This is a genomic window from Terasakiella sp., assembly GCF_048267425.1.
Lineage (GTDB): Bacteria > Pseudomonadota > Alphaproteobacteria > Rhodospirillales > Terasakiellaceae > Terasakiella.
The window spans coordinates 183214-208831 of the sequence record NZ_JBLWXN010000003.1 but is presented as its reverse complement, the minus strand read 5'-3'; the positions used below and the strand labels follow the sequence as shown (position 1 = coordinate 208831).

At 48.0% G+C, this 25618-nt stretch carries 24 protein-coding genes; 10 read left to right on the top strand and 14 right to left on the bottom strand.

Features of this window, described 5'->3' with window-relative positions; genetic code table 11:
* Window positions 1–13: 13 nt before the first annotated feature.
* Together dxs and ACN0VA_RS07145 are read left to right on the top strand one after the other, a co-directional pair.
* Complete coding sequence (gene dxs, locus ACN0VA_RS07150; RefSeq protein ID WP_417820489.1) at window positions 14–1936, top strand: 1-deoxy-D-xylulose-5-phosphate synthase; 1923 nt, start codon at window positions 14–16, stop codon at window positions 1934–1936.
* The gene (locus tag ACN0VA_RS07145; RefSeq protein WP_417820488.1) at window positions 1929–2699 is read left to right on the top strand and encodes a TlyA family RNA methyltransferase; all 771 of its coding nucleotides are present in this window, start codon (window positions 1929–1931) and stop codon (window positions 2697–2699) included. The genes dxs and ACN0VA_RS07145 overlap by 8 nt, the downstream gene beginning before the upstream one ends.
* On the opposite strand, the gene ACN0VA_RS07140 is transcribed toward ACN0VA_RS07145, so the two are convergent.
* Complete coding sequence (locus tag ACN0VA_RS07140; RefSeq protein ID WP_417820487.1) at window positions 2696–3568, bottom strand: LysR family transcriptional regulator; 873 nt, start codon at window positions 3566–3568, stop codon at window positions 2696–2698. The two genes, ACN0VA_RS07145 and ACN0VA_RS07140, sit on opposite strands and share 4 nt — an antisense overlap.
* Window positions 3569–3663: 95 nt before the next feature.
* Here ACN0VA_RS07140 and ACN0VA_RS07135 point away from each other — a divergent pair, with 95 nt between their 5' ends.
* Together ACN0VA_RS07135 and ACN0VA_RS07130 are read left to right on the top strand one after the other, a co-directional pair.
* On the top strand, window positions 3664–4251 hold the full coding sequence (locus tag ACN0VA_RS07135; protein WP_417820486.1) for a LysE family translocator: 588 nt from the start codon (window positions 3664–3666) through the stop codon (window positions 4249–4251).
* Between the two features lie 111 nt (window positions 4252–4362).
* A complete protein-coding gene (locus ACN0VA_RS07130) occupies window positions 4363–5382 on the top strand; it encodes a hypothetical protein (RefSeq protein WP_417820485.1) in 1020 nt (339 codons plus the stop codon).
* Here the strand turns inward: ACN0VA_RS07130 and ACN0VA_RS07125 are convergent.
* The 6 genes from ACN0VA_RS07125 to fabI form a co-directional block, all read right to left on the bottom strand.
* Window positions 5379–6317: a nucleoside recognition domain-containing protein gene (locus ACN0VA_RS07125; RefSeq protein WP_417820484.1), complete on the bottom strand. Its 939-nt coding sequence runs from the start codon at window positions 6315–6317 to the stop codon at window positions 5379–5381. The two genes, ACN0VA_RS07130 and ACN0VA_RS07125, sit on opposite strands and share 4 nt — an antisense overlap.
* Window positions 6318–6576: 259 nt before the next feature.
* Window positions 6577–7149, bottom strand: a complete 573-nt coding sequence (locus ACN0VA_RS07120; protein WP_417820483.1) for a peroxidase-related enzyme — start codon at window positions 7147–7149, stop codon at window positions 6577–6579.
* A 127-nt stretch (window positions 7150–7276) separates the two neighbouring features.
* Window positions 7277–9019, bottom strand: coding sequence for a hypothetical protein (locus ACN0VA_RS07115; protein WP_417820482.1), 1743 nt, complete (start codon window positions 9017–9019; stop codon window positions 7277–7279).
* 47 nt (window positions 9020–9066) lie between these two features.
* Complete coding sequence (locus ACN0VA_RS07110; protein ID WP_417820481.1) at window positions 9067–10191, bottom strand: NnrS family protein; 1125 nt, start codon at window positions 10189–10191, stop codon at window positions 9067–9069.
* Between the two features lie 5 nt (window positions 10192–10196).
* The gene (aroC, locus tag ACN0VA_RS07105; protein ID WP_417820480.1) at window positions 10197–11270 is read right to left on the bottom strand and encodes a chorismate synthase; all 1074 of its coding nucleotides are present in this window, start codon (window positions 11268–11270) and stop codon (window positions 10197–10199) included.
* Between the two features lie 20 nt (window positions 11271–11290).
* Window positions 11291–12100: an enoyl-ACP reductase FabI gene (fabI, locus tag ACN0VA_RS07100; RefSeq protein ID WP_417820479.1), complete on the bottom strand. Its 810-nt coding sequence runs from the start codon at window positions 12098–12100 to the stop codon at window positions 11291–11293.
* A 168-nt stretch (window positions 12101–12268) separates the two neighbouring features.
* Here fabI and ACN0VA_RS07095 point away from each other — a divergent pair, with 168 nt between their 5' ends.
* Together ACN0VA_RS07095 and ACN0VA_RS07090 are read left to right on the top strand one after the other, a co-directional pair.
* Window positions 12269–13486 (top strand): YihY family inner membrane protein, encoded by a 1218-nt coding sequence (locus ACN0VA_RS07095; protein WP_417820478.1) that lies wholly within the window; start codon window positions 12269–12271, stop codon window positions 13484–13486.
* A gap of 85 nt (window positions 13487–13571) precedes the next feature.
* Entirely contained in the window at window positions 13572–14522 is a 951-nt protein-coding gene (locus tag ACN0VA_RS07090; RefSeq protein ID WP_417820477.1) for an ABC transporter substrate-binding protein, read from the top strand.
* Window positions 14523–14529: 7 nt separating this feature from the next.
* Here the strand turns inward: ACN0VA_RS07090 and ACN0VA_RS07085 are convergent, their stop codons facing one another.
* From ACN0VA_RS07085 to ACN0VA_RS07070, 4 genes are all read right to left on the bottom strand, one after another.
* Window positions 14530–14976, bottom strand: a complete 447-nt coding sequence (locus ACN0VA_RS07085; protein WP_417820476.1) for a YaiI/YqxD family protein — start codon at window positions 14974–14976, stop codon at window positions 14530–14532.
* The gene (locus ACN0VA_RS07080; protein ID WP_417820475.1) at window positions 14976–15794 is read right to left on the bottom strand and encodes a PDZ domain-containing protein; all 819 of its coding nucleotides are present in this window, start codon (window positions 15792–15794) and stop codon (window positions 14976–14978) included. Before ACN0VA_RS07080 ends, ACN0VA_RS07085 begins: the two co-directional genes overlap by 1 nt.
* Window positions 15795–15865: 71 nt before the next feature.
* A complete protein-coding gene (locus ACN0VA_RS07075; protein WP_417820474.1) occupies window positions 15866–16831 on the bottom strand; it encodes a DnaJ C-terminal domain-containing protein in 966 nt (321 codons plus the stop codon).
* Window positions 16832–16892: 61 nt separating this feature from the next.
* Window positions 16893–17375 (bottom strand): RT0821/Lpp0805 family surface protein, encoded by a 483-nt coding sequence (locus tag ACN0VA_RS07070; RefSeq protein WP_417820473.1) that lies wholly within the window; start codon window positions 17373–17375, stop codon window positions 16893–16895.
* Between the two features lie 98 nt (window positions 17376–17473).
* Between ACN0VA_RS07070 and pdxH the strand changes: the two genes are divergently transcribed.
* Both pdxH and ACN0VA_RS07060 read left to right on the top strand, forming a co-directional pair.
* Window positions 17474–18058: a pyridoxamine 5'-phosphate oxidase gene (gene pdxH, locus ACN0VA_RS07065; protein WP_417820472.1), complete on the top strand. Its 585-nt coding sequence runs from the start codon at window positions 17474–17476 to the stop codon at window positions 18056–18058.
* Window positions 18059–18084: 26 nt separating this feature from the next.
* Complete coding sequence (locus tag ACN0VA_RS07060) at window positions 18085–18999, top strand: cation diffusion facilitator family transporter (RefSeq protein ID WP_417820471.1); 915 nt, start codon at window positions 18085–18087, stop codon at window positions 18997–18999.
* A gap of 11 nt (window positions 19000–19010) precedes the next feature.
* On the opposite strand, the gene ACN0VA_RS07055 is transcribed toward ACN0VA_RS07060, so the two are convergent.
* Complete coding sequence (locus ACN0VA_RS07055; protein WP_188662952.1) at window positions 19011–19214, bottom strand: YgaP family membrane protein; 204 nt, start codon at window positions 19212–19214, stop codon at window positions 19011–19013.
* Complete coding sequence (locus tag ACN0VA_RS07050; RefSeq protein WP_417820470.1) at window positions 19204–19530, bottom strand: ArsR/SmtB family transcription factor; 327 nt, start codon at window positions 19528–19530, stop codon at window positions 19204–19206. The genes ACN0VA_RS07055 and ACN0VA_RS07050 overlap by 11 nt, the downstream gene beginning before the upstream one ends.
* Before the next feature lie 62 nt (window positions 19531–19592).
* On the opposite strand from ACN0VA_RS07050, the gene ACN0VA_RS07045 reads away from it, so the two are divergent.
* Both ACN0VA_RS07045 and ACN0VA_RS07040 read left to right on the top strand, forming a co-directional pair.
* On the top strand, window positions 19593–20558 hold the full coding sequence (locus ACN0VA_RS07045) for an efflux RND transporter periplasmic adaptor subunit (RefSeq protein WP_417820469.1): 966 nt from the start codon (window positions 19593–19595) through the stop codon (window positions 20556–20558).
* Entirely contained in the window at window positions 20555–23749 is a 3195-nt protein-coding gene (locus ACN0VA_RS07040) for an efflux RND transporter permease subunit (protein WP_417820468.1), read from the top strand. The genes ACN0VA_RS07045 and ACN0VA_RS07040 overlap by 4 nt, the downstream gene beginning before the upstream one ends.
* Here ACN0VA_RS07040 and ACN0VA_RS07035 read toward each other — a convergent pair.
* Window positions 23746–25599, bottom strand: coding sequence for a putative bifunctional diguanylate cyclase/phosphodiesterase (locus ACN0VA_RS07035; RefSeq protein ID WP_417820467.1), 1854 nt, complete (start codon window positions 25597–25599; stop codon window positions 23746–23748). The genes ACN0VA_RS07040 and ACN0VA_RS07035 overlap by 4 nt on opposite strands.
* Window positions 25600–25618: the final 19 nt, after the last annotated feature.

The following is a 25618-nucleotide window of genomic DNA, read 5'->3' as shown; positions in this document are numbered from 1 at the left end:
TTAAGACTTAAGGATGAAAGACGTGTCTGACACACCTTTACTCGATACCGTTCATTCCCCGGCCGATTTGAAAGGCATGAACCTTGACCAATTGCGCCAGTTAACGGATGAGTTGCGTAACGATGTGGTGCGCCATGTTTCGCGCACAGGTGGGCATTTGGGGGCCAGCCTGGGGGTTATGGAACTGACCGTTGGCTTGCATCATGTGTTTAACGCACCCGATGATAAAATTATCTGGGATGTCGGGCATCAATGTTACCCCCATAAAGTTCTGACCGGGCGACGCGATCAGATGGACACGCTGCGTCAGGATGGCGGTATTTCCGGTTTTACCAAACGTACGGAAAGTGATTATGACCCTTTCGGTGCGGGGCACAGTTCCACCTCTATCTCTGCCGGTTTGGGCATGGCGGTTGCGCGCGATTTGAAAGGTGGCAACAATCATGTGATTGCGGTAATCGGGGACGGGTCCATCACGGCGGGCATGGCTTATGAAGCCATGAACAACGCTGGCGCGCTGGACAGTCGCTTGATTGTTATTCTGAATGACAATGATATGTCAATTGCACCGCCTGTTGGGGCTATGAGCTATTATCTGTCAGAACTTTTGACCAGCACAACATTGAAATCTTTCCGTCACAGCGCGAAAGATCTGGTCAAAAAACTGCCGGGTAGTCTGGCGCGAACTGTGAAAGATGCAGAAAGTGCAGCGCGTAAAATGGTGACGGGCGGCAGTAATATTTTTTCCGATCTTGGCTTTTATTATGTTGGGCCAATTGATGGGCACAATCTGGATCATGTGGTCTCTGTGCTGGAAAATCTGCGTGATGATAAAGACCCGGGGCCCGTTTTACTGCATATCAAAACCAAAAAAGGACATGGCTATGCGCCTGCGGAAAATTCCGCTGATAAATATCACGGTGTTTCCAAGTTTGATGTGGTGACGGGCAAACAGCAGAAAACAAAATCCAATGCACCAAGCTATACCGGTACATTCGCCAAAGCCTTGATTAAAGAAGCTGAAACCGATGAAAAGATTGTCGGCATCACGGCTGCCATGCCGTCCGGTACCGGGTTGGACAAGTTTAGTGAACGGTTCCCGAACCGGATGTTTGATGTGGGGATTGCCGAACAACATGCGGTGACCTTTGCGGCTGGATTAGCGGCAGAAGGGTTCAAGCCGTTTTGCGCCATTTATTCGACCTTCCTGCAACGTGGGTACGACCAGTTGATCCATGATGCCGTTTTACAGCATTTGCCGGTTCGTTTTGCGATTGACCGGGCGGGCTTGGTCGGTGCAGATGGGCCGACCCATGCGGGGTCGTTTGATATTGCCTATCTCTGTACCTTGCCTGATATTGTCGTCATGGCCCCGAGTGATGAGGCCGAATTGATGCATATGGTGGCAACGTCTGCGCAAATTGATGACCGCGCCAGTGCGCTGCGTTATCCACGTGGCGAAGGTGTCGGTGTCGATCTGCCAGAAAAAGGGACGGTTCTTGAAATCGGCAAAGGCCGCATCATCAAAGAAGGGGGAAGCGTTGCCATCCTGTCTTATGGGACACGTTTGGCCGAAGCTTTATTGGCCGCTGAAAAGCTGGAGGCATTAGGTTTGGCGACAACCGTTGCTGATGCGCGTTTTGCAAAACCGATTGACCGGGATTTAGTGCGCAATCTTGCCAATAACCATGAAGTTCTGATCACGGTTGAAGAAGGCAGTGCCGGTGGGTTCGGTGCCCATGTCGTACAGTATATGTTAAGCGAAGGCCTGATGGACGGGGCGTTGAAAGTGCGTTGTTTGACAATGGAAGATAAATTTGTCGATCATGGTAATGTTCATCAACAGTATGAGGCTGCTGGCATTAATGCCTCCGGTATGGTCGGTGCAGTTTTAAAAGCTTTGGGACGATCAGCAGAAGATGCCCAACGTGCCTGAACATAAGAAACAGAAAGTCACCAAAACCCGGTTGGATCAATTGTTGGTCGATCGGGGGCTGGTGGAATCACGCACACGCGCCCAAGCCATGATTATGGCGGGCAATGTTTATTCTGAGACCAAACGTCTGGATAAGGCGGGGCAGAAAGTTGCCGAAGATATTGCGATTGAACTGAAAGGTCAGGACCATCCGTGGGTATCACGTGGTGGTTTGAAACTGGTCAAGGGACTGGATGAATTTGATATCGCGGTTGATGGGTTTATTGGCATTGATGTTGGATCATCTACAGGTGGGTTTACAGACGTTTTACTGACACGTGGTGCAACAAAAGTTTACAGTGTTGATGTCGGTCATGGTCAGCTTGCCTGGAAATTGCGATCCGATGAACGCGTTGTCGTGATGGAACGCACAAACGCTCGTCATTTGACGGCGGACGATATCCCGGATGCGGTTGATATCGTGGTGTGTGATGCCAGCTTTATCGGTTTACAAACGGTTTTGCCTGCTGCCATGGATTTGGTGCGTAGCGGTGGTTATTTGGTCGCCTTGATCAAGCCACAGTTTGAAGTGGGCAAAGGGCGTGTCGGCAAAGGTGGTGTTGTGCGTGAACCGGAATTACATCAAGAAGTCTGCGATAAAATCGAAAACTGGCTGAATGAATTGGATGACTGGTCCGTTGTCGGTTTGACACAAAGTCCGATCAAGGGGCCGGAAGGCAATATCGAATTTTTGATCTGTGGGCAGAAGGTAAAAACGACTTAAGCGGTCAATATATCCAGCATAAGACTGGTTAGACGGCGGCGCAGTCCATTTTGCGGCCAGACGACATACACCGGCATTGATGAAACGCCCCAATCCGGTAAAACTTCAATTAAATCCCCGGTTTTAAGGGTGTGGCCCAGTAAATCGACAGGCGGTGTTGAGAGGCCAAGTCCATGACAGGTGAGCTCATACATCGCCTGCACATTATCAACTTCGATTTGCGACTGTGAATAAATTTTATGAGAGGTCCCATCAGGGGCAATCAACTGCCGGTAAGGGGGCATCATTTTCATTTTGATCCAGTCCCAGTTTGATAGATCATCGGCATGGGCTGGCGTGGGATGTCTGTGGTAATAGGTTTTACTGCAAACCAGTTTGCGTTCGATCTGTCCGATTTTGCGTGACTTTAGGGTGCTATCGCCCATTTTTCCAACTCGTAAGGCCAGATCAATGCCGTGTTCGATCAAATCGACACGTTCATCTGTGAACCGGATATCCAGTGCGACCTGTGGGTAAATGCTACAAAAATGTGCAATACGTTTCATGCTCGAATTTTGAATTAATCCCGCGGGCATCGTTAAAACCAAATGCCCGGATGGGATTTCTGAACCGTCGCTTAGATGGTCCAAGGCATGATGGGCTGCTTCCACCATAATTTGTGCTTGATCAAAAACGTTTTGGCCTTCTTTTGTCAGGGACAGCTTACGGGTTGTCCGATAGAGAAGGGGAACACCGTGGCGGCGTTCAAGATCGCTGATTTGATGACTGACAACGGATGGGGAGAGATGAAAATGACGGGCGCATTCACGAAACGACCCAAGTTCAACCGTTTTGACAAAAAGCGCCAAGGCGCGAAGGTCATCAATCATTATATCATTTTCCAGAACAGTATAATTTTATAATTCTGTATAATAATATATTTATGGCGTGATTACATTCCTTTCAACAGAGAAAGGAGATTTATATGACGCTTTTTTTGGCGATGGCCAGTTTTGCAATGGCGCTTTCCATATCGCCGGGCCCTGTCAATATGGTGACGTTGGTGTCTGGGGTGAACAATGGTGTCATTCGGACGTTACCCTTCGTTACGGGCGCCTGCGTAGGGTTTACGGCATTGCTTTATATGACGGGGTTGGGGATTGGTGCCCTGTTGCAAAACTATCCGCACGTCATGGATATTTTGCATTTTGGGGGGACGGCCTTTATTTTTTATATTGGCATGCGTCTGGCCTTTGCCAAAGGAGGTCTGGAAAAATCGCAAGCAAGGTTACCAAAATTCCATGAAGGTTTTTTGCTGCAATGGCTAAATCCGAAAGCATGGATTGCGTGCTTGTCCGGTGTCGGGGCTTTTGCAAGTGGTGAAAATGAAGCAAATTTAATGATCTTTTGCTTTCTCTATTTCCTTATATGCAGCGTCGGCGTGGGATTTTGGGCTGTGCTGGGGGCTGGGGCACAACATTTTCTGGATGATGAAAAGCGATTGAAAATTTTCAATCGCACGATGGGGGCAATCTTATGCGGGGTGGCAATCTATTTACTTTTTGAAATGTAAACTCATGCGCTCAAATTGTTTTGAGTTGTTCTATTTTGATCGGGAGAAAGCTTTGTAGTAAACTACCTATCGGTGAGAGAATTCATCGAGGGCTCCAGAAAGGAGAAAATTATGAATACGGTAGCGACAAATGCGCTCTCTACATTGGCTGGGGAGGCGCGAACAAAGACTCATCTTTCTAACAAGGGAGGCGACAGTTTCGCCACGACCCTTGCGTCAATTTCCAATCATATATCCAAGCGCCAGTTCGACAAGGCATCAAGCCTGATTGCTCGTCTGGATAAAGATGAGGCAATCGTAAAAAAATTAAAACAGGCATTGGAAGATGCGAAGTTAGCGCAAAAACTTGAAGAACAACGCCGTAATGAAAGCGAAGCACTGAGGAAAATGCGCACGGCTGTTGACAGGGCCCGTGATGCCGAAAAAGATCGTGCACGGCAGAAGATCGAAGAAATCAAGCAAGAAATTGCCATGTTGATGATGATGGCACGTATCAACCCCAAAGCGGTTGCCCGACGTCTTGCCCAGTTATCAAAGGAGTTGGCGGCTGCTGTCAAAGCATATGGTGGTGCGAGTACGTCGAGTTCTGCATTGACCGGAGCCGCGGCTGCAGGCGGAGGAACTGCTGCAGCCTCAGGCGGGGATGCAGCGGGTGCAAATGCGCAAGCGGCTGCATCAACGGGCGGGCAGGCGCAAGCGGCTGCATCAACGGCAGATACAGCAACCGTATCTGGTGCAAACTCTGTTCCGACAACATCACAGGGTGAGGAAGGCAAAAACAATCCTTCACAAGATAGCGCGCAGGGACAAAAAGAGCAGACACAAACAGAAGAGAAAGAAAAACTAAAAGCCGAGTTGATGGGCATTGCTGAAAAACAGGCTGAACAACTTTCTCGCACAAAAGAGGATCGAGAGTTTATGGATGCTGTCCGGAATGTGAAACAGCAGTTAAAATCCCTTATTGAGATTGTAAAACGCCAGCTTGAATTAGAGAATAAGGGTAAAGGTCGCAATGAAGATAATGATGATATCAAATCTGCGGAAGAATCGTTGGGTGATGTCGATACGGAACTCGCAAATATACAAAGCAATGTTTTAACGGTTCAGCTTTCTGTCAATATTTCCGTTTAAAAGAGAAACCCGTGAATGAGGCTGCGCAATATAATGGCGATTGCAGCACCAAGCAAAGCGGGTTTTAAAACTTCTGCGACCCGTTGACCGGCAGAAATGAGAACAGCAATCCCGGCGACATCGTAGGGGTGAATGAGAAAGCCTGCCAATCGGTTGACTTCCTGAATGGTGATTTGGCCTTGATCTAAAAAATCTTTTACAACGCCCATCATTGCGGTTCCGCCCGCGATATATTTACTGATGGTTGCCATGATGACGCTGCCGGGTAAGTTAAGGGTATTGAGAAGCGGGGTAAGTGCCTCCTCAAGAAAGGTCATAACACCGGCTTCGCGCATGATGGATACAAAGACGAGGGCAAGGACCAGCATCGGAATCGCACCGACCGTGATTTTTAAGGCTTCGGCGCCGGCCTTATTGATGACATCAAGGACGCCTTTTGGGCCATCGGCATCTTTATGTTTGACGATCATGGGGTTGTCATCGTCGCGGTCTGGTAGATTTCGCGCAAATACGTGATAGGTCAAGGCAGCGCCGATCAGGCCACATATAGCAGAAACGCCCATTGTGATCGGTGCATTCAGACCAAGGGCCGCCATTGGAAAGACTACATTGGCCTGTGCCATTCCCAATACCATAGCGAGTGTCGCAGCAATATGACGTCGTGGCGAGCCACCCTTATCCATCATGGCGAGGGTGGCCATAGGGGCGGCAAAACTGACGAACAGAACCTGTATCATGGCAAAGACGCCAAGGCCGGGCAACCCAAAGGGACGTAATATAGGGGCAACAATGTTAACGAGACGGTCCAACAGACCTTTGGCTTCCAAAAGACGCATTATGCTAAGCATAACGATCATAACAGGCAATAAAACAAAAAGCGCGAGTTCGACACCGGCGCGTCCTGCATGAAGAATGATGGAAGCAAATTCGCTCATAGTAATATAGCCCTTATTGGTCAGGGCTTCTATGTATCAGAAAATGGGAAAAAGAAAAACCGTCCCGGGCGTGGGGGTAGGAACAGGGGGGGAAGTCGCCCGAGACGGTAGGAAACGTGGCTGTCTCAATCTTCATTCATGACGAAATCAGATATCATCAACTTAGTGAGACCATTATTAATCCGACTCTTCTACTCTGTCAATATAAATTGTAATAATTATAAGTTACGATCTTATGACAGAGACGCGTCGGGGTTTTCTAACGGGACAGGCCATGGTATTCAGGATTTGGGATCATATCTAAACCGTGTGCCATCCTATTGGTATAATTGAAAAATGCGGTAACATCCGTAATGTCGCAAATGGCATCATCTCCCCATCCGACTTGTTTAAGGGCCGCACGGTCCTCGTCACAAATATCATGGGGGGTGGCTGTCAATTTCCATGCATAGTCGAGCATTGTACGCTGTTTTTTATCAAGCTCCGCGATTCTATAATTCATCACCAGCATTTCACCCAGTTGCGGATCACCTGAGAGTTCGCGCACGGTTTGACCGTGGGCAACAAGGCAATAATAACAACGATTGCAGCTGGATACGACAACGGCAATCATCTCGCGTTCCAATTTGGTTAAAACAGAATCGCCAAGCATCAATTGGTTGTAGAATTTACTGAAGGTGCGAAATTTATCAGCGTTAAATGTAAAGGCCCGCAGGACGTTGGGCACCATTCCTAGCTTTTCTTCGCATTTTGCGAAATACGTCTGAATGTCGTCATCCAGTTTGGTTTGATCGGGCAGGGCCACTTTTACGATATGATCGGGTTGCGGCATGTTTTCCTCCTGTTACTTATGTTCGGTTTACATATTGTTTGTTATATGAACAAAGTATTATCATATTTGTCAGACAAAAGAAAAGAAAAAATAATACCCGGCATAATCAATCTATGCCGGGTAAAAATTATTTAGTTTTTACAATGAGTTGAAAAGCGGCGCTGTGGCCTTTATCGCTGACCAACACAAAGGCTAGGGTTGTTTGGTCTGGATATTGATTAAGGTTGTTGATTGTAAATGTTTGTTTATGGGTGTTGATTTCCACCTTTGATTGACCGGTTGCCAATGTTGGTGCTGGTGTTATTGTTCCTTGATAATGCAGCTTGTATTCGGTGTTTGGTTCACCGTTGATGGAGAGAGTGAAGCTATTATTGGCAGGTGTCAGGCTTTCGGGCGTTACACTCATACTAATCCCGGCAACAAGTTTCACGTTTAGGGTATCGTTCGCGCCGCGATCATCAAAGATATGCACGGGGTATGTGCCATAATCGTTTCGATTGCCCTTCCATGTAACGGCAAACTCTGTATCGCCATCACGATTGATGCTGCGTTGGAAAGTGAGCCCGCTTGGGCGTTTGGTCATGGTGGTGCGAACAGGTGATTTACCGCCAAATACGGAAACATGGCGTGTCTCACCAACCACAAGACTGATTTCTTTTTCTGACAAGGTTAAGGCCTTTGGCCCGCCAAGGTTTTCACAATCCGCAAAGTTAAAGGGGGCTGATTTCTTAAGAGCATTTGCGAGTCCGTCTTGAATATTGGCAATGCGATTTTTCAGTAAATTATGAGTTTCTACCAAGGTTGTGATGTCATGGTGAGCTTGGGCAAGCTTTTGCTTTGCTTCTTGGGCTTCGTTGTACTTCTCTCTAGTAGGAGGTTCGTCCTGATCAACGTCAGAATTAAGGGGTACAGGCGTCGAAACTTCTGTCGTATCTATCTGCTGACTGACGAAGCCATAAAGCGATGTGGCATCGCTAAGATATCGCATTGAACTTTGTTGAACTGTGTCGAAAACGGTGCTTGGGTTGGGCAAAGTCTCATCAAGCAATTCGCGTATATTGTCGTCCAATTCAATCAACTTCTGGGTAATCTCGGCAGCGGCTTTAGAGAGTTTGTCTTTATGCTGATCAATAATGTTTTTACTATTGTTTAAGACCGGTTTGAGCTTTAGCAGTTCAAGCTCAATGTTGCGTGCCGTTATAATAAGGGAGGGATAATCAGGGTTTTTCGTTTTGAAACCAGTGATCTCGTTATTTAGTTTGTCATATTCAGTAGATAGCGCATCGATTTTTATATAATAAGGTACAACAGGGTCCGTGAGTAATCCATTTGCCCGACGCATGATGCAGGCGGCAGCCTTGGCCCCCGTTCGATAAATTTTTCGGCGTTGTTCCGGGGCGAGAATGCGAGAGCCTGAATAAAGAACGGCTGAACCGATGCCAAAACGGGCGATATTGTCCGTTGATGTTTCTGTGACTGCAGCCCAAATTGTTGCGGCAGCTAAGCCCAAAACCCCGACATTCAACATAGATTGTGCATTTGTCAAATCATCAGCCGCATTGCGATAGCTTTTCCAGGCAATCAGTGTATCGGCAAAAGCGAGACAGCTATCCGTGTGGTAAAAATCATTTAAGGAGAGTTGATCGGTGGATAATGATGTGTTCGTGCAAATGAGGTGTGCAGGACTTGGTGTATTTGACAACAGGTCTAAATTTTTTGAAATAGGTGTGTCGACAGGCTCAAACAGAGCACAACCAGATAGATAAAATGCAACAGTACAAATAGCACTATTGCGAAGTAATGCTTTTCGCAACATTTTTCGCTCCCTAACCTTTATTTCCAAATGATGTTTTTTATAATTATTATACAATTATACATCATTGTTATTCTATTTATAAGTGTTTTAGTAGGGCTGGTTTACTTGGGAGAGTTTAGGGAAAATTGCCGCATGATCCAGATAAAGAATAAGATGAACCCAATGCTATAGGATGCAGCAGAGATCAAGGCCCAAGGGGCTATATCAACAATTTCCATCAGTAAGCGGGTGACAACGGAAAGATTTAAGAATGCGAGCATCCATAGCAAAGCAGGCGGAATATGGATTTTTATGCGCAGACGTTGTTGAGTGGTGCGGCACATAATGGTCAGGGTCAAGGTGCCAAGGGCAGCAATGGTAATTGTGTGGATACCAAGGATGGAATAGGGAGCATTTAAAACCTGCCCCATTGTGCGCAAGACAATTCCAATCAACAACCACGCAAATCCGATATGAAGCCAAAGACATTGCGGGTTACGACAAAGGCGGAAGACCTGCCAGTGGTAAAGACGCATGATGAGACAAAAGCTTAAGGCGAGGCCACCCGCGACAGAGAGAAAATTCAGACCGCTTAAGTCGCCAACCACAAGGATGAGGAGAACAAAAAATCCCTTTTCTTCCCAATAGGATTGCGCACCGGGTTTTAAATGATCGTCAAAAGCTTGCATCGCCCCATTGGTGACAGCGGTGACCACACGTCCGCCCATCATATAAACCATCGCACAAATCAGGTTGAGCCCAAAGATCAGGCCGCGTTCTTCGCCTAAGTCCCAGATACCTATTTGCCCGAGTTGGAAAAGTGTTTCACCGATGGTGAAGGCGGTCAAAATCGGGGCAAAAGCCAGATTGCGCCAGCTTTTCGCATTCTTGAATAACGGAACAGCGGCCAGTATAGCGAGTAAAACCGGGAAGGAAATATAAAGGGCTGCCGTGAGTAAAGCGGGGAGGTCTGGAAAAAATAAAGCGATCCGCCCCGCCATCCACAGGACAGTTAAAAAGACCAGATTAATCTTTTTGACACCGTTCAGCAAAAATCCGGTCATAACGGCAAGTGCAAAACCGAAAATCATCTCATGGGCATGATCCTGTGCACTTAGGCTCAAGTCCACAAGCCCCAGATAACTGATGATCCAGAGGGGAATGGAAAGCGCAGCGTGGAGTGCCGCCAACGGGTAGAACAGGCGATAGGCCTGTCGCGTTTTTTGAAAAAGGCCCGCCCCAGCCACAGGACTTAACCCTGCTGGGCGCGGTGCAACATCATATGATCGGCCAGAACGCAGGCCATCATGGCTTCGGCCACAGGCACACCGCGAATACCGACGCAAGGATCATGGCGCCCTTTGGTGATCAGGTTACATTCGTTACCGTGAATGTCGATGGTTTTACGTTCCACCAGAATGGAGCTGGTGGGTTTAATGGCCACACGTACAACAATGTCCTGTCCGCTGGAAATACCGCCCAAGATCCCACCTGCATGGTTGGATAGAAAAACAGGTTTGCCATCTTTCCCCATGCGGATTTCGTCGGCATTTTCTACACCATTCAGGCTAGCGGCATCAAAACCGTCACCAATTTCGACACCTTTGACCGCATTGATCGACATCATAGCCTTGGCGAGATCTGCATCCAGTTTGTCATAAACCGGTTGCCCCCAACCAACGGGAACGCCTTTGGCAACGATTTCAAGAACCGCCCCGATGGAGGAACCGTCCTTGCGGATGCCATCCAGATAGGTTTCCCAATCTTTTGCCATAACCGGGTCAGGGCAGAAGAAGGGGTTGTTGTCAATTTCTGCCCAATCAAAACGGCTGCGATCAATTTTATGCGGGCCGATTTGAACCAGATAGCCTTTAATGTCAATCGCGTCGCCTAAGACTTTGCGCGCAATGGCACCGGCAGCAACCCGCATGGCGGTTTCGCGTGCGCTGGATCGTCCACCACCACGGTAATCGCGGATACCGTATTTTTCCCAATAGGTATAATCGGCGTGACCGGGACGGAATTTATCTTTGATCTCGCCGTAGTCTTTGGATCGTTGATCCGTATTGATGATTTCCAGACCAATGGATGTGCCGGTTGTTTTCCCTTCAAACACACCGGAGAGGATGCGAACCTCGTCCGGTTCTTTGCGCTGTGTGGTAAAACGGCTGGTACCGGGTTTACGTTTTTCCAACCAGACTTGAATGTCTTCTTCCTTAAGCTCAATTTGCGAAGGCACGCCATCGACAACGCAGCCAATGGCGGGACCGTGGCTTTCGCCGAAAGTGGTGAAGCTGAAAACGTGACCGAAACGGTTACCGGACATTTATTTGGCCTTTTGATCGTTTAAGAAGTCGCAATATCGGGGGCGTCCACCGCCTTCATCCCGACGATGTGATACCCGCAATCAACGTGATGGGTTTCCCCTGTGACACCGGAAGACAGATTGGACAGCAGGTAAAGGCCGGCACCGCCGACGTCTTCCAAGGTGACGTTGCGACGAAGTGGGGAGTTTAATTCGTTCCATTTCAGGATATAACGGAAATCGCCGATCCCGCTGGCCGCCAGTGTTTTCATCGGACCTGCAGACAAGGCATTGACACGGATTTTATCTTTGCCAAGGTCTTCTGCTAGATAACGAACAGAGGCTTCCAACGCGGCCTTGGCAACGCCCATGACGTTGTAATGTGGTGTCACACGTTCGGATCCGTAATAGGTCAGAGTGACGAGGGAGCCGCCTTCGTTCATCATCGCTGCGGCACGTTTGGCAACAGCTGTGAAAGAGAAACACGAGATATCCATCGTTTGCAGGAAGTTGTCGCGGCTTGTATCCACGTAACGACCTTTGAGTTCTGATTTATCGGAATAGGCGATTCCGTGAAGAACAAAGTCCAGTTTGCCCCATTTTTCTTCAAGTGTGTCGAAAACGGCATCAATACTGTCTTGATCGGTGACATCGCACGGCAGCATAATGTTGGAACCAACAGACTCGGCCAAGGGCGCAACGCGTTTGAGTAACGCATCGCCTTGATAGGTGAAAGCCAGTTCAGCACCTTGTTCTCTCAGTGCTTTTGTAATGCCCCAAGCGATTGAACGCTCGTTGGCGACTCCCATAATCAGGCCTTTTTTACCAGCCATAAGCGCAGGCACAGTCATGACATCCTCACTTCAAACTTCTGTAACTATGATAATTGAAGCTCTTTTTGCCTTTTTTCAAAGAAAGCTTCAATAATTCTTTGAACTTTGTATAGGATATTATCAGCAAAGGGGAAAGAATTCTCTCGTCACAATTTTAAAGTTTTTAGTAACAGTCGGTAACAAAAAATGGACGCATCTCAAAAAACGTCGTTCGATATGACAAATCTCGCCCAAATCTGGTCGTTAATCCTGCGTCGCTTCGGGGAAGACCAATGTCTGCGTATTGCAGCGTCTCTCAGTTATACTTCTTTGTTATCACTGGTGCCGTTGATGGCGATCAGTTTTGCAATTTTTGCGGCATTCCCGGCTTTTGACGGGGTGCAACATCAATTACAAGCCTATGTGTTTGAAAACTTCGTCCCTGCAGCCGGCGATGCGGTTGCAAAATATCTGCAAACCTTTACTGAAAAAACCGGCGGTATGACAACGGTAGGGATCGTTGGTTTGGGGGTGACGGCGATTATGTTGCTGTCCACAATCGAAGATGCCATGAACCGAATTTTCAGGGTCCGCGAAAAACGCCCCTTTGTCTCACGTTTGCTGATGTTTTGGGCCTTGATGACATTGGGACCGCTGTTAATGGGGGCAAGCTTGTCCTTATCGACATACTTCTATGCCTTGACCAACTGGGTGGACGTCAGCGGTGTCGGCGGGATCAATGTATCGTCATTTGCCAGTGTGATCCTGCCCAACCTAATGATGATGGCGGCGTTGACGTTTTTTTATGTCTTTGTGCCCAATCGGACAATTTCTTTTCGAAACGGCATTATCGGTGGGGTGACAGCGGGTTTCTTTTTTGCGGTTTTAAAGAAATTATTTGGGCTTTACGTTTCTCATTTTCCGTCCTATCAGGCGATCTATGGCGTCTTGGCAACGATCCCCATTTTTCTCATCTGGATGTATCTCACATGGGCGGTGGTCTTGATTGGGGCGTTATTGACGGCGACGTTGGAAGACTGGGGGAGAAATGCTTTTCGTAATGGAAAGATTATTTCACCGTCGGACAAAATGGCGGCGGCGTTGCATGCGTTGCGTCTTTTAAAAGAACAGCACGTCAAAGGCGGCGCATTATCGGACAAAATTTTAAATCGGGAATTAGGGACGCATGTGGCCTCTGTTGTGATGAAAGCCTTGGAAAAGGCTGGTTTTGTGGCTTTAAGTCAGGATGATAAATGGGTGCTGGCTCGTGATTTGCAAAATGCGCAATTGAATGAGCTCTACACTGTTTTAGGATTGGATCTTCACAGCCCGTCCATTGGCGCACGGGCGTCTCAAGCCCTTCAAGAGGCAGAAATGGCTCGTACGAAAGCGATGGAAAAGGTATTGTACGATATTCTGGATTGATTTACTTATTTGCATGTGTTGATTTTTGGTTGAATATCATGCATTTTAAGGAAATAAAAATTAACATTACGTCGAAGAAAATTAAATGCGTTTTAAATGGGCCTTTTTGCTGCTGTTTGTCTGTATTTTGCAAAGTACAACAGGGCATGCATATGAAAAAGTAAGCTTGAAACTTCAGTGGTTGGATCAGTTCCAGTTTGCCGGATATTATATGGCGAAGGAAAAAGGGTTTTATCGTGAGCGTGGCCTTGATGTTTCCATACAGCCTTTTACCTTTGAAACCCATGATGTTGTCGCACAGGTTTTGACGGGAAAGGCAACCTACGGAACGGGGCGTTCGTCGCTTTTGGCAACACGTGTTCAAGGGAAGCCCGTTGTCGTGTTGGCTGCGATCTTTCAGGATACGCCTTCTATCCTTTTAACAAGGAAAGACACGGGGATCGAAAATATATCCGATTTGATCGGACGAAAGATTATGATTACCCCTGATGAATTGGGGGCAGCAGCCACAATGGGTATGTTGCAGCAAGAAGGGGTGCGTGCCTTTGATGTTATCCGGCAAAAACACAGCTATAATCTGGATGATTTAATTACCGGTAAAACGGATGCTATGGCATCCTATGTGTCAAATGAACCCTTTATTCTGAAGGAAAAGGGAGTTGCTTTTAACAGTTTTGCCCCGAAAGATTATGGGCAGGCTTATTATGGTGATTTGCTGTTTACGTCTGAGCGTGAAATTCGCGAAAACCCTAAACGTGTAAAGGCCTTTCGCGAGGCTTCATTGATGGGCTGGGCTTATGCGTTTAATCATATTGAGGAAACGGTTCAGGTCATAAAAGAAAGTTACAACGGGCAGAATAAATCGGTTGAAAGCTTAATTTTCGAAGGACACGAATTACGCAAGCTGGCGTATAAAGACGGGATTGAGCTGGGCAATGTGACGGCGGATAAATTTCGCCAAATTGCGCAGTTGTATTATGAAATCGGCATTTTCCCTGAAATCTATACATTTGATGGATTTATCTGGCAGGAATAATCCCACGTTAAAGCCGTTTTTGAACCAACGTATCCAGTGTGCTGGAAAAACGCGAGCGATCATTCTTTGAAAAGGGGCGATTGCCGCCCCCGTCAATTTCACCGATGTCGCGCAGATGGGTCATTAAATCCCGTGTGGCAAGTGCCATCCCGATACTGTCTGGTGTAAAGGTCTTGCCGTTATGTCCAAGGACATCGGCCCCTTTTTTGATGCAACGATCAGCCAGCGGGATATCCCCTGTGATGCAGATATCGTTCTCTTGAATATGTTCTGCGATCCAGTTGTCGGCTTCGTCAGGGCCTTGTGGGGCGACCACAATGTTGATCAGTGTGCTTTGTGGCAAACGAAGCCATTGGTTGGAGACGAAATGAACTTTGACATTTCGTCTCGCGACCACTTTAAGAACCTCATCCTTCACCGGACAGGCATCTGCATCGACATAAATTTCAACCATCAGGATTGAGGTTTTAAATCAGAAAAGTCGTAGTCGTCAATATCGACGTAGAGTGTGTAGATTTCCCCGTCCCGCCAAAATGTAATCGGAACTTTCTTTTGCCCGATTTCCTTTCGGGCAAGTTCGACATAATGTTGGGCATCTTTGATGGGAACGTCACGAATACCCAGCAGGATATCGTCTTGCATGATATTGGCGCGAAAGGCAGAAGAATCTTTAACAACAACCGTTACAAAAGCCCCCATATTGCTGTTGACCTGCTTACGCTGTTCTTTGGTCAGGTCGCGCACATATAACCCAAGGCCGCCGGGGCGTTTCTTGGCAAAAAACATGGCCTCTTGGTCATAGTTGGTGACAGTATAGGGGATGTAGGTTGTTTTGGACGAATATGTTGTGCTGGTCCCGGAATAATATGTGGGGGAGTAACCGCTTGAATAATCGTTAAAGCTGCCGGAATGATAAGTTGTTTGCGTGTCCGGTGTCGATAATGCGAAGGTTTTGGATTCTTTATCCGTCATGGCTGTTGCATAAACGACCAGTTCGGCCCCGACTTTCTTCGCAACTGCCTTTAATTGGGTCTCGTCACCGAGTTCTCCATTAAAACTGGAGTTTCCAATATAGCTGTATCCATTTTCCAGCATTTTATAGAGTGTCTCTTTCCCTTTTTTTTGAGAGACCGAGATAATCTTAATATCACCGGAGGGCGGGAGAGTGTTATACGGTGTTGGGGTTGTGCCGTTTGCAGAATAATATTTGTCAAAATTATTAACGCAAGCGGACAAAGCTAAAAGCAAAAACATTGAAAGAAGTGCGCGCATCAAACCGATCCATAGCTTTATAAGATAACTTATGGAAGCATATAGATTAGGATCTAAAATCTAAAGGAAAATCAGGATTTTTTTGCACGCACACTGTACGGTTTGCGTTCTGACCAGCTTTTGACGAATTCAATGAATTCCTTGTCGGATTTTTCCGGCAGCATGACACGCAATTTGACATATTGATCGCCGCGTGTGCCATCCTTTGCTTTGATACCTTTGCCACGCAGGCGCAGGGTTGTACCGGAATTGGCGTGTTCCGGGACTTTGACATGTACAGGACCATCAATAGTCGGGGCTTCAATTTTTGCGCCCATAACCGCTTCGGGGACGGTAATGGGTAAATCAAGATGAATATCGTTGCCTTTGCGCGAAAACATCGGGTCCGGCTTGATATGGATTTCGACCATCGCATCGCCACTGGGGGCGCCGTTTAAGCCCGGCATGCCTTGGCCTTTGAGACGCAAGGATTGACCGTCTTCAAAACCGGCAGGGACATTGACACTCAGTTCTTTGCCAGTGGGCAAGCGAACTGTTTTTTTACACCCGCGTGCGGCCTCTGCAAAATCCAGCTCCAGCCAGCAGTTAACCGTTGCGCCTTTTCTTTGTGGATGGGTTTCATCACCAAAGCCGTCACTAAAATCAAATCCGCCGCCGAACCCGCGTCCTAAATCAGCGAAGGGATCTCCCTTGGCTTTTTGTCCACGAGCCTGATTGGCAAAGTCCTTGAAAATATCGTGAAAGCCACCTGCGCCAAAACCACCGGCATTGCCGCCACGGCGTTGACCGCCAAAACCACCGGAACGAAAGGTCGGATTGCCTTCTGCGTCGATCTGCCCACGATCATATTGATTGCGCTTATCATCATCGGACAGCAATTGATAGGCCGCCTGAATTTCCTTGAAACGTTCTTCGGCCTTGGTGTCGCCCTGATGCAAATCAGGATGGTTCTGGCGTGCGAGTTTACGATAGGCTGCTTTGATATCTATTTTTGTTGAATCTTTGGGGATACCAAGAACTCTATATGGGTCTTTCATCGTCGGACTCTATCCTGTAATGCCGCTTATTTTTCGCGCATAAATAATCTGCTCTGCGACTTTAGTCAACGGTTCGCCATGTTCCGTCCGGTCTGCGGCAGGCTGTCCCGGTTATGGTTTCAAGCTGACCGTCAATGGTGACTGTGTTGCTGTATTCGCGGCACGGTTCTTTTGCGCCCGGTTCGTAATAGGTTTTTGTCGGGGTAATGCGACCGGAATTGCCCGTGTCGGGGTTGGACCACGTGGATGTTTGTCCAACGGATTTATGTTCCAGCGCATCCTGTGTGGCGTTTGCCATTTTCATGCGGTCCAGCTCGTCCATGGATTGACCGATGGAACTACCAAGCCATGCGCCCGCTAATGTGCCCAGTGCGACACCGACAAGACTGCCTTTTCCCTTACCAAGGTTGGACCCGATTACGGCACCGCCGACCGCACCGATGATGGTGCCGACGGTTTGTTTCGGATTGTCTTCCATTGTTGTTTGACAGGCACCAAGCATGGAAACGGCGGCAATTGCACAAGCAAATTTGGAAACAGACATGATCTTTAACCTTTCATGCGGGTTGACAAACGCCTATCTAAGACGTTCATTAGGGGCGAACCCTTTAATCGTTTCTTATAATTTAGGACAGTAAAGCCGTGACGCAAAGCCCTAATCCCATTTCTTTGTTCCATGAGTGGCTGGCAGAGGCCGAAAAAACTGAAATCAATGACCCGACTGCGATGTCTTTGGCAACGGCAACCAAGGATGCCATTCCTTCTGTCCGTATGGTTTTGTTAAAAGGGGCTGATGATAAAGGGTTTGTCTTTTATACCAACCTTGGCAGTCGTAAAGCGGGTGAATTACATGAAAACCCGAATGCAGCCTTGTGTTTGCATTGGAAATCCTTGCGCAAACAGGTCCGCGTCGAAGGTTCTATCGAACCTGTCAGTGCAGAAGAGGCCGATGCTTATTTTCAAAGCCGTGCGCGTGTCAGCCGTATCGGGGCGTGGGCGTCTAAACAATCACAAGAAATGGAAGGGCGCTGGGAACTGGAAAAACGCGTTGCTGAATATACAGCGAAATTCGGTATCGGTGAAATTCCACGCCCGGATTTTTGGTCCGGTTTCCGCCTTAAACCACGCCAAATTGAATTTTGGGCGGATCAAAAATTTCGACTCCATGACCGTATTGTTTATAAAATGAAAGATGACGGCTGGGACGTGGTGCGCTTATTCCCTTAATTAAAATCAGATAAGGCCATTGAATTGTGAATATCAGCCCGGAAGAACTGAATAAACCGCGCTTGATGCGTCTGGCGACCTATGCGTCCGTGGCTGTGGCCTCAATCCTGATTGTGGTGAAGTTTTACGCATGGCTGGCAACGGATTCTGTCAGTCTGTTGTCGACTTTGATTGATTCTGTTCTGGATGTCGGGGCGTCATTGGTCAACTTGATTGCCGTTCATTATGCCTTGCAACCTGCGGACCGCGAACATCGTTTTGGTCACGGCAAGGCAGAACCTTTGGCCGGGTTGATGCAGTCGGGCTTTATTTTTGCCTCTGCCTTGTTTTTGATTGTGGAAACCGGACGTCGATTTATCCAGCCGCGCGCCATTGAAAATAGCGATATGGGCATTGTGGTTATGGTGCTGTCGATCGTGTTGACCATCGGGCTGGTCAGTTTTCAGCGTTATGTGGTGCGCAAAACCCGTTCCGTGGCGGTTTCTGCAGACTCTTTGCACTATATGACCGATATTCTGGTGAATGCGGGTGTTATTCTGGCATTGCTCGTTTCCGCCTATACCGGATGGCTGTGGTTTGATCCGCTGATTGCCGGGGTGATTGCCGCTTACATTCTGTGGAGTGTACGCGAAATTGCAATGGATGCTTTTGATCTGTTGATGGATCGGGAATTTCCGGATGAAGAACGCAAGGAAATTGCAAAATGCGTTCGCGCCCATGCCAGGGTCAGCGGCATGCATGATTTAAGAACGCGTTCCAGCGGTCCGCAACAGTTTATTCAACTGCATCTGGAACTGGATGGGGACATGGCCTTGCGTGATTGCCATGAAATTGCCGATGAAGTGGCGGCGTCTTTACGGATATTGTACCCGGACGCGGAAATCCTGATCCATCAGGACCCCCACGATATCGAAGAAGATACGCCTAATTTTGCTCCGTAAGTGTCGACTGATTAGTTGAAAGCCGCACCGGGTTGTGCGCCGATCTTTTTCAGCATTTTTGCCAAGGGACAAAAACCTGTAAAGGCGGCTTGAAACATATTGGCCCCGACGAAGGCCGTCAGCCACCAGAAATTGGGATGGACAAAGAAAGTCAAAGCAAGCGACAGCAGAATAACGCCGCCGGCAAAGGCCATTACAAGGCGATCAATCGTCATTGGATATATCCTCATTTTGATCCGTTGGGCAATAAAGCCCGTACAAGGTCAAGATAATCTGTTCGACTTCACGAGAAGCCAACGAATAGAAAATGGTTTGAGACTCTCGTCTGGTTTTGACCAGTTTCTGTGCTCTGAGTTTTGCAAGATGTTGTGATAGGGCAGATTGTTTCAAACCAATCAGGCTTTCTAATTCCCCGACCGATTTTTCGCCTCTGCCCAATTGACACAGGATCATCAAGCGTCGTTCACTGCCCATCATTTTGAGCAGATCGGATGCGGCAATCGCTTTATCTTTAAAAACATCAATATTCATAGTTGCTAATTTAGCTGTGCGTGATATATTTGTCAATACGATTTGTATCAAGGAGTTTTTCGATGAAATGGTTTGGCGCTATCGGTTGGGTTGTTGTGGTTACCATGCAGATCTCTTCCGTTTTTGCACAAGAAAGCTATACGGTTGAGCGTGAAGAAATCGCCGATAGGAAAGCCGTGTTGGCAACGGTGCAAACGGTTGATATGACACCAGCCCGTGCGCGTATCGGCGGAACCATTGTTGAGTTGCTGGTCGATGAAGGCAGTGCAGTTCGTGCCGGTGAAGTCATTGCCCGCGTGGTAGATGAAAAAATCAATCTTGAAAAACAGGCATTGGAAGCGCGCAGGGCATCCTTGCAGGCGGAACGTAAATTGGCGGAAATTGCGCTGGATCGTGCCCAAAGATTGCGCAAAACAGGGGCCGGTTCACAAGCCAAACTGGATGAGGCACGCACCAATTTGGACGTGGTGGTGAAAAATCTGAAAGCGATGGAAAGTGATCGGGAATTGATCTTGCAGCGTGAACGCGAAGGATCCGTCTTGTCGCCGTCCAATGGGCGGGTTATCCGTGTGAATGTGACAACGGGCGTGGTTGTTATGCCGGGTGAAGCGATTGCCAATATTGCCGATGAAACCTATATTTTGCGCATTGAAGTCCCGGAACGTCATGCCCGTTTTATCCGAAAAGGCGATTTGGTTTCCATAACGCAGGCTGGCGTACTGGAAACGCAGGGTGTTGTGCGTCAAGTTTACCCGGAAATGCGCAATGGGCGTGTGGTCGCAGATGTGGAAGTCGCCGGATTGGGGGATTATTTTATCGGAGAACGCATCCGCGTTTATGTATCGACAGGGAAACGTGCAACGTATCTGGTCCCACAACGTTTTGTCTTTACCCGATATGGCTTGCATTTTGTCGTGTTGGAAGGTAATCGCGAAATTGTCGTACAGCCGGGCCGTCGCATCGGGGATAAAATCGAAATTTTATCCGGCTTGCAAGACGGTGATATGTTGATCGGGGGGCAGTTATGAAGCTCGGCATTTCCGGTTATATTACCAAGACGTTCATTACATCACCCTTGACCCCGTTGTTATTATTGGCCTCGCTGGTTGTGGGGACGGTGGCCTTGGTCATGTTACCGCGCGAAGAAGAACCGCAAATCTCTGTCCCAATGGTGGACATTCTGGTGTCCGCAAATGGATTGAAGGCAACCGATGCGGTCGAACTGGTCAGTGAACCGTTGGAAGATATTATCAAAGGGATTGATGGCGTTGAACATGTCTATTCCCAAACGCAAGATGATCAGGTTGTTGTCACCGCCCGTTTTTTAGTCGGCACCAGTGAAGATGACGCCATTTTGCGTGTTCACGAAAATATTCGGGCCAATCTGGATCGCTTGCCCTTGGGGATACCGGAACCCTTGATTGTTGGGCGTGGTATTAATGATGTGGCGATTGTCACCCTGACCCTTTCCCCGCAAGATGCAGTTGCAGAACGTTGGACCGATAATGGTTTACATGCCTTGGCGGACGAGTTGCAGCATGAACTGGTCAAGGTTGATAATGTGGGGCTTAGCTATATCGTCGGGGGACGTGCGGATCAAATCAGGGTAGAACCGGACCCGGAAGAACTGGCGCTATATGGTATTTCACTGAACCAGTTGATCGAAAAAATTCAACATGCCAACCGTTCTTTTATGATTGGTCGCCTGCGCGAAGCCAATCAGTCTGTGCCTGTCGTTGCCGGACAAACCTTGCAAGGGATGCCGGATGTCGGTTTGTTGCTGCTGACCAGTCACGATGGTCGCCCGGTCTATGTGAAAGATGTGGCGTCAGTTGTTATTGGGGCACGCGAAGAAGAAAAACGTGTCTGGCAGATGGAAAAACGCGAAGATGGCACACTGGTGCGCAAACCCGCTGTCACACTGGCACTGGCAAAACGTCAAGGGGCTAATGCGGTTTTTGTGGCAGAGGATATCCTAAAACGTCTTGAAACAGTGCAAGGGAAACTTGTTCCCGCAGATATCAATGTGGATGTCACCCGAAATTATGGTGAGACGGCAACGGAAAAAGCGGATGAATTGCTGTTCCATTTGGGGCTGGCAACCGTTTCTATTGTGATCCTGATCTTCTTTACGGTCGGCTGGCGTGAGGCGGTCGTGGTTGCGGTTGTTATCCCGACAACGATCTTGTTAACCTTATTTGCCTCTTACCTGATGGGCTATACGATTAACCGGGTCAGCCTGTTTGCCCTGATTTTTTCCATCGGGATTTTGGTCGATGATGCCATTGTCGTCGTGGAAAACATCGTACGTCACTGGAATATGAAAGATGGGCGCCCCCCGTTACAAGCCGCGATTGAAGGGGTGGCAGAAGTCGGTAACCCGACGATTATCGCAACCTTGACCATTGTTGCCGCCTTGTTGCCGATGATGTTTGTCTCCGGTCTGATGGGGCCGTATATGAGCCCCATCCCGGCCAATGCTTCAGCCGCGATGTTGTTTTCTTTCTTTGTTGCCGTGATCATAACACCGTGGTTGTTGATGTTATTGCGTGGTCGTATGCTGGAAGAAGGCAGTCACGCTCATGATCTGGATGGTGGCAAGATGGGGCGTTTTTATGAACGTTTTGCCCGTCCCATCATTCAGGATCGCAGCAAATCGAAGAAGCTGCTGACGATTGTCGGTGTGGCAACGATTGCGGCGTGCGGGTTGTTTTATACCAAAAGCGTGACGGTTAAACTGCTGCCGTTCGATAATAAATCCGAAATTCAGGTGGTGATTGACCTGCCCGAAGGGTCCAGTCTGGAAATGACCGACCGTGTCGCAAAGGATGTTGCAGACCAGTTAAAAGATATCCCGGAACTGTTGAATATGCAGGCTTATGTCGGGACATCCATGCCTTTTAACTTCAATGGGTTGGTGCGCCATTATTATCTGCGTGATAAACCCGAACTGGGTGATGTTCAGCTTAATTTACAGCCCAAACATGATCGTGATCGGGAAAGTCACGAAATTGCACTGGAAGTCCGGGAACGTCTGAAAAATGTGAACACACCGGATGGTACATCGTTGAAAGTGGTCGAAGTTCCACCGGGACCGCCCGTCATGGCGACTTTACTGACTGAGGTTTACGGACCAGACGCAGAAACCCGACGCAAGGCCGCAAACAAGCTGAAAACATTGTTTAAAGACATTGATTTTATCGTGGATGTGGATGACAGCTTCGGGGTACCCAGTGACCGCCTACGTCTGGAAATCGATCAACAACGCCTCGAGTATCATGGGGTTGAACAAGAAGCCGTTTATGACACACTCGCCGCGTTGTTAGGTGGCGTGCGTGTGGGATATTCCCATCGTGGGGAAGGCACCGATCCGATGGAAATCATGGTGCGACTGCCCAAAGAAGACCTTCATATGTCGCAACGTTTGTTATCAACGCCGATCCCGTCGGCGTCCGGCAATGTAGAACTGGGCGAAGTTGTACAGGTCGTGCGGGAAAAAGCGTCCTATCCCATCTTTCGACGCGATGGTTATGCCTTGGAAATGGTCACAGCCGAATTGGCAGGGCGGTATGAAGCCCCGATTTACGGGATGTTTGCGGTCGAAGAGGCTATTGAACAGGCAGATTGGGGGGAACTTGGTCCGGTTGCGATTAAATATCACGGGCAACCGGCCAATGAAAACGGCGTGACTTTCCTGTGGGATGGGGAATGGGAAATCACTTATGTGACGTTTCGCGATATGGGCGCGGCCTTTGGGGTGGCTATTCTGGCAATTTATTTGCTGGTTGTCGGTCAGTTTGGCAGTTTCAAGTTGCCATTGGTGATCCTTGTCCCTGTACCGTTGACCTTGATCGGGATTGTCCTGGGACATTGGTTGTTTTCTGCCCCGTTTACGGCGACATCCATGATTGGTTTTATCGCATTGGCCGGGATTATTGTGCGAAATTCCATCTTGTTGGTTGATTTTATCCGACATCGGATCAGTGATGGACGCCCGTTGCGCGATATTTTACTGGAAGCGGGTATGATCCGGTTTAAGCCGATTTTTCTGACGGCTGCAGCCGCTATGATTGGGGCGGCCTTTATTCTGGCAGACCCGATTTTTCAGGGCTTGGCGATCTCTCTGGTCTTCGGTCTGTTTTCCTCAACAGCTTTGACGTTGTTGGTTATCCCTGCGATTTATGTGGTGTTGCGTGATGATGGACGGGAGATGAGCTAAATTTCATAGACAAAAGGTGTCGGGTGTTGAGGGGAGCAATCAAGATATTGGGTATAGCGATTAATCCCCATCGGCTTGGCATAGAGGAACCCTTGGGCAAAGTCGCAATCAAGATCGCGTAACACATGGGCTTCGGCAATATCTTCGACACCTTCGGCGACCACTTTGCAGCCCATCGTATGAAAAAGCTTGATCAGCGATGTCGTGATCTCGCGGTTCTTGCGGCATTGATGGATGTTTTGAACGAAACTCCGGTCAATTTTGATTGTATCAAACTGTATTTGTTTAAGGTAAGACAGGGACGAATATCCTGTTCCAAAATCATCAAGCGCTAGCGAGAACCCCTGTTTTTGCAGGCGTTTTAAATTGTTGTGAGTGATGTAATCTTCATCCAGAAACGTGCTTTCGGTTACCTCGATTTCAAACTGATTTGGTGGGAGGCCGCAGGCTTGTGTGCAGTCCAGTAAATGATCGACATAATTGGGGTCGCGCAATTCGTGCACGCTGGCGTTAATTGCAAGGACATGGTTACAGCGATTGAAATCACGGATTAAATTCAGATCGTTGCATATATTGTCGTGAACAAGATGTCCTACGTCGTTGATCATGCCGGTTCGTTCTGCGATGGGGATAAAGTCGGCAGGGGAGACAAATTTACCATGTTTGTCACGCCAACGGATCAGGACTTCACCTGACGTAACCGCGCGTGTTGCCAGATTGATTTTCGGTTGATAGTAATTGACGAAAGTTTTGTCTTGAATGGCTGTTTTAAGACGTTTTTTGAGATGAATATGCTGAACGTAGTCATGTCCCAATTGCGTGTTATAGGCGATAAATCCGGCACGCGAGGTTTCTTTTGCCTTAAATAAGGCGATGTCGCATTTGCGGATCAGGCTTTTAATGCGGGTTGCATTATTTGGGTAAAGTGCTGTCCCAATTGAAGATTCAAGCGTTATATGTTCGTTTCGAATTTGTAAATCGCTGTGGAGTAATCTGGTAAGTTCGTGATTGGTTTGGGCAAGGACTTCAATATCATCAATATGGCGCGCGATAATGAATTCGTTGCTGGCAGTTCGACCGATCAAGGCATCGGGTAAGCGTCGTGTCAGTTCTATCGCCATTTTTTTTAGAATTTCATCACCAAAATCGTGACCATGAATGTCGTTGATGTGACGAAACCCGCGAATGTCCAGCAAGGCGAGCAGAAGGGGTGTCTCTCCACGTTGTTGAATTTTGCTTTTTAATGTCTGGATGAAATGAGAGGCATTCGCCAAACCGGTCAGGCGATCATTACACATGGCGTCAAATAATTTCATTTCTGCGCGCCGCCGGTTGTAATCACTGAGAAAGAGTGAGGTGAAATTGGCGATAGATTCCGTAAAATACATTTCATCAATGGACCATCGATGGGCGGTATGTTCAAACTCACAACAGACGATCCCTTTGGTTTGTGCATCAATTTGAATCCCGGCACAGAGTTGTGCGCAAATGGGGCGTTCGAAAAAAGGCAAGGGGGCGAGACTGCGTTTGGGGAGGGTGACAGTATTATCCACAGTATAAATAAATTCTCGATCCAATATATTGATCAGGTCTTGCAGTTCAGTACTTTTAAAAAAAGGTTGTGCAGGCTCGTTTGATGCAAGGCATTGCCAACGTTCTGTTTGTGTGTCGTCTATGGTCCAGATGCCGACCCGTGCATGGGGAAGGGCCTGTGTCAGGGTATGAACGATATCTTCCATTGCGTGATATAAATCCCCGCACAATACGGCGGGGCTACGTGATAAAGCTCGAAAGGCCTGCATATGATTGAAGAGGGTCGCTTTATCGCGTTCTTCTGGATGGTGTTGCATGGCGTTTCTTCCCCATTTT

Coding starts and splice junctions, on each gene's coding strand:
- ACN0VA_RS07055 (WP_188662952.1), bottom strand. CDS start 19,214: ATGACGATTGATCGCCTTGTAATGGCCTTTGCCGGCGGCGTTATTCTG.
- ACN0VA_RS07080 (WP_417820475.1), bottom strand. CDS start 15,794: ATGCGCGCACTTCTTTCAATGTTTTTGCTTTTAGCTTTGTCCGCTTGC.
- ACN0VA_RS07085 (WP_417820476.1), bottom strand. CDS start 14,976: ATGGTTGAAATTTATGTCGATGCAGATGCCTGTCCGGTGAAGGATGAG.
- aroC (WP_417820480.1), bottom strand. CDS start 11,270: ATGTCCGGTAACCGTTTCGGTCACGTTTTCAGCTTCACCACTTTCGGC.
- ACN0VA_RS07050 (WP_417820470.1), bottom strand. CDS start 19,530: ATGAATATTGATGTTTTTAAAGATAAAGCGATTGCCGCATCCGATCTG.
- ACN0VA_RS07070 (WP_417820473.1), bottom strand. CDS start 17,375: ATGTCTGTTTCCAAATTTGCTTGTGCAATTGCCGCCGTTTCCATGCTT.
- ACN0VA_RS07125 (WP_417820484.1), bottom strand. CDS start 6,317: ATGAGCGAATTTGCTTCCATCATTCTTCATGCAGGACGCGCCGGTGTC.
- ACN0VA_RS07045 (WP_417820469.1), top strand. CDS start 19,593: ATGAAATGGTTTGGCGCTATCGGTTGGGTTGTTGTGGTTACCATGCAG.
- ACN0VA_RS07035 (WP_417820467.1), bottom strand. CDS start 25,599: ATGCAACACCATCCAGAAGAACGCGATAAAGCGACCCTCTTCAATCAT.
- ACN0VA_RS07135 (WP_417820486.1), top strand. CDS start 3,664: ATGACGCTTTTTTTGGCGATGGCCAGTTTTGCAATGGCGCTTTCCATA.
- fabI (WP_417820479.1), bottom strand. CDS start 12,100: ATGACTGTGCCTGCGCTTATGGCTGGTAAAAAAGGCCTGATTATGGGA.
- ACN0VA_RS07130 (WP_417820485.1), top strand. CDS start 4,363: ATGAATACGGTAGCGACAAATGCGCTCTCTACATTGGCTGGGGAGGCG.
- dxs (WP_417820489.1), top strand. CDS start 14: ATGAAAGACGTGTCTGACACACCTTTACTCGATACCGTTCATTCCCCG.
- ACN0VA_RS07075 (WP_417820474.1), bottom strand. CDS start 16,831: ATGAAAGACCCATATAGAGTTCTTGGTATCCCCAAAGATTCAACAAAA.
- ACN0VA_RS07090 (WP_417820477.1), top strand. CDS start 13,572: ATGCGTTTTAAATGGGCCTTTTTGCTGCTGTTTGTCTGTATTTTGCAA.
- ACN0VA_RS07140 (WP_417820487.1), bottom strand. CDS start 3,568: ATGATTGATGACCTTCGCGCCTTGGCGCTTTTTGTCAAAACGGTTGAA.
- ACN0VA_RS07095 (WP_417820478.1), top strand. CDS start 12,269: ATGGACGCATCTCAAAAAACGTCGTTCGATATGACAAATCTCGCCCAA.
- ACN0VA_RS07040 (WP_417820468.1), top strand. CDS start 20,555: ATGAAGCTCGGCATTTCCGGTTATATTACCAAGACGTTCATTACATCA.
- ACN0VA_RS07120 (WP_417820483.1), bottom strand. CDS start 7,149: ATGCCGCAACCCGATCATATCGTAAAAGTGGCCCTGCCCGATCAAACC.